The organism is Hymenobacter baengnokdamensis (genome assembly GCF_008728635.1).
In the GTDB taxonomy this organism is placed as follows: Bacteria; Bacteroidota; Bacteroidia; order Cytophagales; family Hymenobacteraceae; genus Hymenobacter; species Hymenobacter baengnokdamensis.
Genome location: NZ_CP044285.1, coordinates 3,727,200 through 3,737,803, shown reverse-complemented (window position 1 = coordinate 3,737,803; position 10,604 = coordinate 3,727,200). Strand labels below are relative to the sequence as shown.

Sequence of the window (10,604 nt, the reverse complement as noted above, 5' to 3'; positions counted from 1 at the left end):
AGCGGTAAGAAGGCAGAAAAAAGATAGAGCCCGGTAAAGGCAGTAAGGGCGAGGGCGGCCTTACTGGCGCACCACGCGGCGCAGCGCGGTCTGGCCCTGGGCATTAGTAAGGCGCAGCAGGTAGAGGCCGGCCGGCAGGGCGCCGAGGTCGAGGCTGGCGGGCGCCGCCGGGCTCAGGCGCAGCGCCTGGGTCAGCAGCCGGGCCCCCAGCACGTTGGTTACCTCCAGGTCGTAGCTGCCGGCCGCGCCCGCGTCGCTCACCTGCACCAGCAGGCGGCCATCGGGGCTCGGGTTGGGGCTCACGCTGAGCGCCGGCAGAGCCTGCGCCTGCTGGGTGGCCAGCACCGTCACATTTACCGGATAGTCTTCTACTTCCGCATCGCCCATGCTCACCGCGCACGGGTTGGCCGTATTGGCGTTGCCTACTACTTCGACCCGCATGCGCGTGGTGCCAATAGTGCTCGGCACCACTACCGATACCGAGGCGAGGGCCTGGTTTACCAGGTTGTTATACACCATCTCGCCCGTAGCGCCGGTGGTATTCGAAAATATACCATCGTGATTATAGTCAATCCAGATGGTAGTGCGGTGCGCATAGCTCTGGTTGGCAGTCACTAGAATAGTCTGGGTAGCGCCGGCCTGCAGCGGAACGCTCTGGTTGCTGAAAAAGGTGTAGCCCGTAGCCGAGTTGGCCGTAGTGTTGCTAAACGCCGTGCCGCCCGTGGCTACCGGGCTCACGCTCACGTTGGTAATCCAGAGCGCACTCGCGGCCGGTGCTCCGCTGTACCCGCCGCTGGAAGCGCAGTAATTCAGGCAGGGTACCTGAATAAGCAGGCTGCTGGGGGCCGACGTGCTGCTGCCGTTGCTGTTGGTAGCCACCAGCGTAACGGCGTAGTAGCCCGTGGCGCTAAACGCTATCTGCGGGTTGGGCGAGGTGGAGCTGGTGCCGTTCACAAACGAGGCCCCGGCGGCCGGGCTCACCGTCCAGCGCCACGAGGTAGGCGTGCCAGTGCTTTGGTCGGTAAACGTATAGGTGTTGGCCGCGACGCAGGTGCCGGCCACGTAGTTGGAGCTAAAAGCCGCCACCGGCGGCGCCGTGTTGGGCACTACCGTGATGGTATAATCTTCTACCTGGCCCAGGCTCGGGGCCACGCAGGGCTGCGGGTTGGTGCCCACGCCATCGGCCACAATCCGCAGGCGCAGCGGCTGGTTGAGCGTTGCCGTGCCGGGTACCGTAAACGTCACACGGGGGCTGGCCGTGTTCAGCGCTTCCAGCACCTTTTCGGAGGCGCTGAAGGTGCCGTCGTTATTCAGGTCCAGCCACGCGCGGGTATCGTGCGCGTTGGTGCCGCCGGTCGTGATACTGATGGTGTAGCGCGTGCCCAGCATCAGGTTCGTCCGCTGCGGGCAGGTAAAGTCCTGGTAGCCCGCGCTGCCGTCGGCCGAGGTATTGTCGATGGTATTGAGCTGCACCCGCGTAATACCGTAGTTGCAGCAGTTGAGGGTGGCGTTCTGGCCGGCGCAGGTGCTGGCGGTTGGTAGCGGCACGCTCGTATTGTAGGTAATAGCCGTAGGGGCGCTCGTGCTGCTGCCCGCCGCGTTGGTGGCCGTCAGCTTCACCTGGTAGGTGCCGGCGGCGGCGTACGTATGCCGGGGGTTCTGCCCGGTGCTGCTGGTGGCGTCGCCAAAATCCCAGGCCCAGCTGGTGGGGCCGTTGGCCGATAAGTCGGTAAACTGCACCGTGCCCGAGCAGGTCGTCGTTACATCCTGCGTAAAGGCCGCCGTGGGCTTGCTGGTGTTGGCCACCAGCGTCACGGTATAGTCCTCATCCTGCGAAAACTGAGGCGTTGAGCAGGGCGTAGGTATGGTAGTATCCGAGTAGTCAGATGCTACCCGCATACGTAGTCCGGTATTGAGCGTAGCGCTGGCGGGCGGCGTAATAGTGCCGGTGTGCAGCATCTTGTTGTCGGAGCTGAAGGCCAGCTCGCCGGTGCCAAATGCGCCATCGTTATTGTAGTCAATCCACACCCGCACGTTCTCGCTCACCAGCGTGCCGTTGCGGATGCTGATGGCCGTGGGCGTGCTCACCGTCAGGGTAGTACCCAGGCCACAGCTGTAATCCTTATAGCCATCGGCATAGCCGCCGGTCGTATTGTTGATGCTGCCCAGCGTCACGTTATAAATGCCCATGCCGTAGGCCGAAGCCAGCGAGCTGCTGGCCTTGCCGGGAAGGCACGTGGCGGCAGTAGGGCACTGCGCCAGGCTCAGGGCGGGCAGCAGCAGGCCCAGGCCGGCGAGAGAGTGAGCCCACAAGCGTAGAGGTTGAAACATGCAGTAGTAGAGATAACAGGCAGGGAAAAAGCGTAAAAGCAAGCCAGGCAGCCACTTCCGGATTATAGCGCCTAAAGGTAAAGACAAAGCCGGTGGTTTAAGGAGCTAAAGTGGGAAAAATCGGGCAATAAGCGCCTGCCCTGAAATTTATCCGACTGCCGCTGCCCGCCCGGTGCCGTAGGTTTGTGGCCCGTAAACGCAAATCCGATGGTTAGTAAATAAGTTATTTAATATATATGGAAAATCCTGTTGTTCTCATCACCGGCGGCACCTCGGGCATTGGCCGGGCCTGCGCCCTGGAGTTTGGCCGGGCTGGCAGCAGCGTGGTTATCACGGGCCGCGACGCAGCGCGGCTGGCCGCTACCGCGGCCGAGCTGACGGCGGCCGGCATTGCGCACCGGACGGTGCAGGCTGATGTGGGCGACCAGGCCGCCGCTACCCGCGCCGTGGCCGAAACTGTCGCCGCCTTTGGTCGGCTCGACGTGCTCATCAACAATGCCGGCCTCAGCATGCGCGCCAGGTTTGCGGACGTGGACGTAAAAGTGCTGGAGCAGCTTATGCAAACCAACTTTTTCGGCACCGTCTATACCACCAAGGCGGCGCTGCCGCACTTGCTGGCTAGCAAGGGTACCATCGTGGGTATCAGCAGTATTGCCGGCTTCCGGGGGCTGCCGGGCCGCACCGGCTACTCGGCTTCCAAGTTTGCCATGAACGGCTTTCTCGAAGCCCTGCGCACCGAGCTGCTGCCCCAGGGCGTCAACGTGCTCACGGCCGCGCCCGGCTTCACGGCATCTAATATCCGCCACACGGCCCTGCTTGCCAATGGCCAAACCCAGAACGACACCCCGCGCGACGAAGGCAAGATGATGACCAGCGAGGAAGTGGCCCGCCACCTGCGCCTGGCCGTGGCGCAACGCCGCCGCACCCTGGTGCTTACGGGCCAGGGCAAGCTCACGGTGTTTTTAAATAAATGGCTCCCCGGCCTCACCGACAAACTTGTGCTGGCTAACTTTCGTAAGGAGGAGGGTGATTTTTAATCAGGCCGATAAGGCTGCTCTTTTAACCTTTACAGCCCCGGCTGGTTTATTGCCGACTTTTTGTGCCTGAGAGGGGGCAGAAAGTCGGCTTTTTTATTCCCACTCTTTTCCCTACTACGCATGAAGCGATTTCTAGCACCAGTCTTTTTGGGCACGGCACTAGCCCTTCCCGGGTTGGCATTGGCCCAGGCCACTCAGCAGCCGACCCAGACGCAGGCCGACCAGGCTACCAACCAGCCCCAGCCCACGGCGGCCCCCAACTTTTATCTGAAAGATGGCAAGCTGCCGCTCAATGCCGACGCCAGCCATTATTTCAAGATAACGCTGCTCAGCCAGGTGTGGATGCGCTACAACCAGAGCAACCCTGGTACCCAGGTGGGCGGCTATGATAAGCCCAGCACCTACGATATCGGCATCCGGCGCTTTCGCATTCAGATGTACGGCCAGCTGACCGACCGCGTCTTTATCTATTCGCAGATTGGGATAAATAATTTTACTTACGACTCGGACCGCAAAAGCGGCGGCACGCCGGGGCCAAACCAGAGCGGCACCGGCGGCTTTTTTCTGCACGATGCCGTGGCCGAATACGCCCTCGTGAAAACCAAGCTCTCGTTTGGCGCCGGCCTCGGGGCCTGGAACGGCCTGGCGCGCTTCGCGTCCTCGTCGGCGGGTGCCATCATGGGCCTCGACCTGCCGGCCGTTGAAGAAACTACCAACGATGTAAACGACCAGTTTGGCCGTAAGCTCAGCATGTACCTCAAGGGTAAGCTCGGCAAGCTCGACTACCGCGTGGCCCTGACCGACCCCATGACCTATCAGAAGGCCGTGGGCTACGTGACTACTGCCGGCCCCAACGCCTCGTTTGCGCTTACGCCGCCCAAGCCCCAGTACCAGGGCTATTTCTCTTACCAGTTTAAAGACCAGGAAAGCAACCTGACGCCTTACACGGCGGGCACGTATTTTGGGAAAAAGAGTGTGTTTAACATCGGCGGCGGCTTTATTGTGCAGCCTGATGCCGTGTGGTATACGCTGGCCGGCAACCCGACAGTGCAAACCAAAACCATGCAGCAGTACGCTGTTGACCTTTTCTACGATGCGCCCCTTAGCGCAACGCCCGGCGCGCCGAGCGTAAGCTTCTACGCCGCCGGCCTGCACCTCGACTATGGCCCCGGCTATATTCGCAACAATGCGCCCATGAACCCCGGCACCGGTAGCAGCATTACCAGCACCACTATCGGTGGCTTTGGCAATTCCTTTCCGCAGTTTGGTACCGGCAACGTGCTCTATACGCAGCTGGGCTACAAGTTCAAGGATAACCTGGTGGGCGAAGGTACCTTCATGCCCTACATCGTGTACCAGTACTCGCGCTATGCCCGCCTGACTGATGACGTGAATTTCTTTGATGCCGGGGTCAACTGGCTGATTTCCGGGCACACCTCCAAGTTTACCCTGGCCTACCAGAACCGCCCGTACTACATCACCAATAGCAGCGGTGAAAACGTGGTAGACTCGCGCCGCAGCGCGGTTATTCTGCAATACCAGGTTTATTTCAATTAGTAGGTAGTAGGTAATGGGTAGTAGGAAATGGGTAGTATTGCCCATTTCCTACTACCCATTACCTATTCTATCACCAGCACGTCGGCGGCCCGCAGGTAGGCCACGCGTTCCTGCCAGCGCACGCGCAGCCAGATGTCTTCGTGGCCCAGCACGGGCAGGCGGTCGCCGGGGGCTGCCGTGCTTAGCCAGGCCGCTCCGGCGCCAGGGCCGGCCATCAGGGCCGAGGCCGCATGCGTTACCACCCCCACGGGCTCGGGGCGCAGGAGCACCAGGTAGGCACCCGTGCCAAGCAAATAGGCGCCATAGCCCAGCCAGGCCCCGCGCCGGGTGCGCTGCCCACGCACTAGCAGGATAATAGCCGCTAGTACTGCCCCGCTCAGTAGCGCTTGCAGGCCCGGGTAGTAGTAGCGCTGAGCCTGCACCCGCAGCTCCTGCTGCCAGGTGCCGGGGTAGCCCACCAGCCGCAGCCGCTGCGCCAACGCCACCAGCTGCCGCCAGGTGCCGATACGGGGCTGCCGGGCCTGGGCCAGGTTCAGGTACAGCATCTCCGCTGCGTAGTGGCCCGCCTGATGCTGGGCGTAGGCCATGCGCAGCAACAAGCGGGGCGATACCTGCTGCTGCTGCCATATCTGGGCCCGGTAGTGCGGTAAAGCTGCCGCATACTGGCCTGCCGCAAACAAAGAGTCTGCTTTGCGCAGCGTGGCAGAAGGGTTAGTTCCCAGGCCGGCCGAAAAATTTATTTGCCCATGAGCTGCTGTCAATGTCCAGAAAGGCAACTGACTAAGCAGAAGCAGCCGCCTGAGCCAGGGCCCACAAGTAGTTTCTTTTTGCGCTGGGGTTGTCAGATTCAAAATGTCGCCGTACTTTTGCACCCACAAAAACGGTAATACACCGCCATTGTAACGCAAAGATATTGGTTCTGTAGCTCAGCTGGTAGAGCAGTACACTTTTAATGTACGGGTCCTGGGTTCGAATCCCAGCGGAGCCACTAAGTCCCTCTCGGTAGTGCTGAGAGGGATTTTTTATCACAAAAGCACTACGTAAAAACTAATTGGTTCTGTAGCTCAGCTGGTAGAGCAGTACACTTTTAATGTACGGGTCCTGGGTTCGAATCCCAGCGGAGCCACAATGTGCAGCCCCTTAGCCCCGTGCTAAGGGGCTTTTCTTTTGCGATTTGCCGGCCGATGCGCCTTGATTGGTGCCGGGGCGGCAAGCAGGCCGGGCAACGACTAAGCGCCGGGCAGGGTTGATAAGCAAAGAGCCCCACCGCGGTGGGGCTCTTTGGCAAGCTGGTTTGGAAAAGGAACCGGTTGGATGCTCATAGCCGGTTAGAGGTAAGTGTGCGGCAGCAAAGAAAGGGAGGCTGGCGCATTTGTGCAAATGTTGTGACCAGGAAAAATATAAAATGCAAACCTTGTCCGGGGGGCTTTTGCTTGTAAAAGTTCAATTTGCAATCCGTTTTTTCGTTATCGGAACTGTTTAAACGATGATTTAAAGCCTCTTTATTATAAAAATCAGCATAGTAAATAAGTAAGCAGCCGCGAGCATAAACCATTGCTCGGCTGCCGCACCTTGCCTGAAAGAACTACTGAGGCACCAACCGACTGGCCCCAGATACAGTCAGATAAGGCTGCCGGAGAGAAGCGTATCAAAATCTGCCAGCCTAGCGCAGATGATGTGCTCTAGGCCGGCAGGGTAGTGGCGGATAGATACCCCGAAAACTTATTTAGTTTAGTTTCAGTACACTTACTCTGCTGCCCGCTGATTTAATGCTGCATAAGCCCCGTACTATGCTGCCCTACGTGTTACTTCTGTCCCGGCCTTCGCTCATCATTGGCTACGATGCGGAAAGAGACTGGCTATATACCGATTGGCGCGGCCCGCAAAACCAGGAAACAGTGCAGCAGGGCTGCGAACAGATGGTCATTTTTTTGCGCGCCATGGGGAGCTGCAAAATTCTAAACGACAACACCAACGTAACAGTACCCTGGATAGAGCAGGGCAGCGTGTGGGTAATGGACTACCTGCTGCCCCGGCTGCAGGCGGCGGGCCTCCACTATTTAGCCTGGGTATACGGGCCCACTCACGAGAGCTGGCGCTCCGTAAACATGACCCTGGCACTGGCACTGGCCAAGACCGATATGGAGCTGGAGGCCTTTCCCGATGTGGCGTCGGCTTGCACCTGGCTGCTCACCAAGCATTGCCCCGCACATGACTCCCACGCTCGTCCAAAGGCTACCCAGCCGCCCCTTACGTAGCCGTGGGCGGCAAAGCTGCTAAAAATTAGCGTTTAGTTGGTAGCTTGGCCTCCTCATCACCCGTTTTGCCGGCTTATGCTGCTCGCCATCCTCTTTCCCAGCCTCTCGATGTTGCTTAATGGCCATATTGTCAAGGCAATAGTTTGTTTTTTGCTGCACTTAACGGTTATCGGCTGGATTCCGGCGGCCATCTGGGGCGTGGCTTCGCTGAACGAGGACCGCGCCCGCCGTCGGCAGCAGGAATTGCTGCGGGCCGTGCAGGGCCGCTAGCGCCGTTACCTTTGTGGCCCTGCAAAGCTTTCGGCCGCGTGCCGGGGCTTTTTTAGTGCCTTATGCTCCAAAACGACCTCCTCCTCCGCGCCGCCAAGGGCGAAACCACCGAACGTACCCCCGTCTGGCTTATGCGCCAGGCCGGCCGCATCCTGCCCGAGTACCGGGCCCTGCGCGGCCGGCTCTCCGGCTTCAAGGAGCTGGTCGAAACCCCGGCGCTGGCCGCCGAGGTGACCATCCAGCCCGTCGATGCGCTCGGCGTGGACGCGGCTATCATCTTCTCCGATATCCTGGTGGTGCCCGAGGCGATGGGCCTTACCTACGAAATGATTGAGGCGCGCGGCCCGCTCTTTCCCGAAGTTGTAAAAAGCGCGGCCGACGTGGCCAGGCTGCGCGTGGCCGACCCCGAAGAGCACCTGGGCTACGTGCTCGAAGCCCTGCGCATCACCAAGCGTGAGCTGGCCGGCCGGGTGCCGCTCATCGGTTTCGCGGGTGCTCCCTGGACCATCCTGGCCTATATGGTGGAAGGTCACGGCTCCAAAACCTTCAGCAAGGCCCGCCGCCTGCTCTACCAGGAGCCTGCGCTGGCCCACCAGTTGCTCGAAAAAATCACGGTCACGACTATCGCCTACCTCCAGGCGCAGGTGGCGGCCGGGGCCGACATTGTGCAGGTGTTTGATTCGTGGGCCGGCATTTTGCCGCCTGCGCACTACGCCGAGTTTTCGACGGCTTATATCAACCGCATCAGCGCGGCGCTCTCACCGCTGGTGCCCGTTACGGTGTTTGCCAAGGGCGCGTGGTGGGCCGTGGAGGATTTCGCTAAGTCGCCCTGCCGCACCATTGGGCTCGACTGGAACCAGTCGCCGCAGCAGGCGCGCCAGCAGGCGCCCGGCAAAACCCTGCAAGGCAACCTCGACCCCTGCGCCCTCTACGGTACTCCTGCCCAGGTGAAAGCCGCCACCGAAGCCATGCTCCGCGAGTTTGCCGGCGGCCCCCACATCGCCAACCTCGGCCACGGCGTGTACCCGGATACTAACCCGGACAACGTGCGGGTTTTCGTGGAAACGGTGAAGGCGTGGCAGGGATAAATCGCTGGCTATAACTCGAAACTCACACAGTCATGTGGGCTAAACGATTTACAGTTGTCTCAATGCTGCTGATTATAGTAGCTGTTTATTTCGCAGGTGGCGGACACGGATGGTATTAGCCTACCATAGTTTTGTTTCCGTGGGGGCTGCTTACCGTTTTATGGTCTAATTCCATTCACTCGCCTGCTCTGTGGCTAGCACTGATACAGTATCCGCTTTATGGATTTCTGCTGGATAAAAGCAAAGTGAGTAAATTTAACATAGTACTGGCAACCTTACTTCTCAGCCATATACTGCTTGCTGGGGCAGTATTTTTAAACTGGCCTGATACTCGGTATTAGCAATAAAACTATTCGGGAAGCTCGTAAACTTATCTTGAACGTCAAGCTGAGCCCCGCGAAGTATCTCGCTCGCCTCGTTGAAATATTTATACGGCGGGAGTGAGATGCTTCGCGGGGCTCAGCTTGACGTTCTTTTCTGATTTTTACTACTTCCTAAATAGTTTCGGTATAATAAAAATCACTTTGTGTTTATTTGTAATGCTGTATATAGATGCTTTGATAAGCATGGTGCTCGTACTAATTTTGATTATTGTCTAAATAGCTTTGGTATATGTGGCTAATGTTTCACTCAGGAGTACAAGTCGTTCCCGACTCATCAGTCATTTGCACAATTTAGTCGGCAACTGGCGCAGCACTTACAAAAGCCAAACGGGTTGCGCTATGCTGGGGAAATTAATGGCGGCATATATTAGGCAGGTGCGCTATACCATTGCGAGGCTTGTGACACCCAATGGAAATTATCAGAGCCTGATAATGCGTGGCGAGGGTTTTTCTTGTCGAAATCACAGGCAGACGCTTACTTGGCTAAGCTTCGGTTGATTGATAAGGCGCGCGGCTTTGTGGGTTTAGCGTTGCTAATAGTAGCAATACTTGGCATCACAAACTGGGTGCTGACCCAATGACCCACAGTGGGAAAAGAACGTCCGCGCTACAGTCCAGCCGCTTCGGCTTCGGCTAGTAGCAGCCGTTTCTCAATCGGCACCACGCCCACCTGCTCGCACACCAGCCCACCGCCGAGGTTGGCCAGCGCGGCCGTGAAGGCGGCCGGCTGGCGCAGGGCCACGCAGCAGGCGGCAATGCTGATAACCGTATCGCCGGCACCCGACACGTCGGAAATAGTGCGCAGATGGGCCGGCAGGTAGGTTTTTTCGGCGCTTTGCTGCGTAAAGATGCCGTATTCGGAGAGCGTAACCAGCACGATTTCGGGTTCCAGTACTTCGCGCAGCCGGGCCACGGCTGCTTCGAAGCCGGCGCGGTCGGTATCGGGCGCGCCAAATTCGAGCTTGAGGCCCTCGCGCAATTCTTTCAGGTTGGGCTTGAAGAGGGTGCAGTGGCGATAGGCCAGGAAATTTTTCTTTTTAGGGTCGACTACGGTCGGAATATTGCGCTGGCGGGCGCGGGTAATGCACTGATTGATAATATTCTCGCTGAGTACGCCCTTGTCGTAGTCCTCAAAAATGACCACGTCGGCACGGGGCAGCAGGTCGTCGTAGGCGGCCAGTAGTTGCGCCGCTTCCTCGGCGTTGAGGTCGGTTTCCACTTCCGAGTCGATGCGCACGAGCTGCTGGCCGTGGGCCAGAATGCGCTGCTTGAACGTGGTAGGGCGGTGCGCGCTACGGATAATGCCATCGGCGGGCAGGTGGTGAGTGTGCAGCAGCTGGAGCAGCTGGTCGCCGCCCTGGTCGTCGCCCACCACGGCGCAGAGCAGCGGCGTGGCCCCGAGCGCCTGCACGTTGAGGGCCACGTTGGCAGCCCCGCCGAGGCGGTTTTCGGTGCGGTCTACGTTCACGACGGGCACCGGAGCCTCGGGCGAAAGGCGGCTGGCGCGGCCCCACACGTAGGCATCGACCATGACGTCGCCGACGATGAGGACGTGGAGGTTATTAAAATCGGTGAAGAGCTTGGCAAGCGGGGTAGAGGCAAACATTGCGGCAAAAGTAGTCTGGAACTACAATGAACAATGAGAAAGAGTAGAGAGCAAGTAGCGAATAGCTTTACTGC

Annotated in this window: 8 protein-coding genes and 2 tRNA genes; 7 read left to right on the top strand and 3 right to left on the bottom strand. The window is 59.1% G+C overall.

Going from position 1 to position 10,604, the window contains the following annotated elements; genetic code table 11:
* Positions 1-60: 60 nt before the first annotated feature.
* Positions 61-2,313: a GEVED domain-containing protein gene (locus F6X24_RS16060; RefSeq protein ID WP_191906357.1), complete on the bottom strand. Its 2,253-nt coding sequence runs from the start codon at positions 2,311-2,313 to the stop codon at positions 61-63.
* Positions 2,314-2,567: 254 nt separating this feature from the next.
* On the opposite strand from F6X24_RS16060, the gene F6X24_RS16055 reads away from it, so the two are divergent.
* Positions 2,568-3,368: an SDR family oxidoreductase gene (locus F6X24_RS16055; protein WP_151088980.1), complete on the top strand. Its 801-nt coding sequence runs from the start codon at positions 2,568-2,570 to the stop codon at positions 3,366-3,368.
* Positions 3,369-3,488: 120 nt separating this feature from the next.
* Complete coding sequence (locus F6X24_RS16050) at positions 3,489-4,925, top strand: hypothetical protein (protein ID WP_151088979.1); 1,437 nt, start codon at positions 3,489-3,491, stop codon at positions 4,923-4,925.
* A gap of 62 nt (positions 4,926-4,987) precedes the next feature.
* On the opposite strand, the gene F6X24_RS16045 is transcribed toward F6X24_RS16050, so the two are convergent.
* Positions 4,988-5,605, bottom strand: a complete 618-nt coding sequence (locus F6X24_RS16045) for a hypothetical protein (RefSeq protein WP_191906356.1) — start codon at positions 5,603-5,605, stop codon at positions 4,988-4,990.
* Between the two features lie 235 nt (positions 5,606-5,840).
* On the opposite strand from F6X24_RS16045, the gene F6X24_RS16040 reads away from it, so the two are divergent.
* The 5 genes from F6X24_RS16040 (at position 5,841) to hemE (ending at position 8,541) form a co-directional block, all read left to right on the top strand.
* Positions 5,841-5,913 (top strand) — tRNA-Lys (locus F6X24_RS16040).
* Between the two features lie 65 nt (positions 5,914-5,978).
* Positions 5,979-6,051, top strand: a tRNA-Lys gene (locus tag F6X24_RS16035).
* A gap of 676 nt (positions 6,052-6,727) precedes the next feature.
* Complete coding sequence (locus F6X24_RS16030) at positions 6,728-7,183, top strand: hypothetical protein (RefSeq protein ID WP_151088977.1); 456 nt, start codon at positions 6,728-6,730, stop codon at positions 7,181-7,183.
* Between the two features lie 75 nt (positions 7,184-7,258).
* Complete coding sequence (locus F6X24_RS16025) at positions 7,259-7,453, top strand: YqaE/Pmp3 family membrane protein (protein ID WP_151088976.1); 195 nt, start codon at positions 7,259-7,261, stop codon at positions 7,451-7,453.
* 62 nt (positions 7,454-7,515) lie between these two features.
* Positions 7,516-8,541 (top strand): uroporphyrinogen decarboxylase, encoded by a 1,026-nt coding sequence (gene hemE, locus F6X24_RS16020; RefSeq protein WP_151088975.1) that lies wholly within the window; start codon positions 7,516-7,518, stop codon positions 8,539-8,541.
* Positions 8,542-9,531: 990 nt separating this feature from the next.
* On the opposite strand, the gene F6X24_RS16015 is transcribed toward hemE, so the two are convergent.
* Positions 9,532-10,530, bottom strand: coding sequence for a bifunctional heptose 7-phosphate kinase/heptose 1-phosphate adenyltransferase (locus F6X24_RS16015; protein WP_151088974.1), 999 nt, complete (start codon positions 10,528-10,530; stop codon positions 9,532-9,534).
* Between the last annotated feature and the right edge of the window lie 74 nt (positions 10,531-10,604).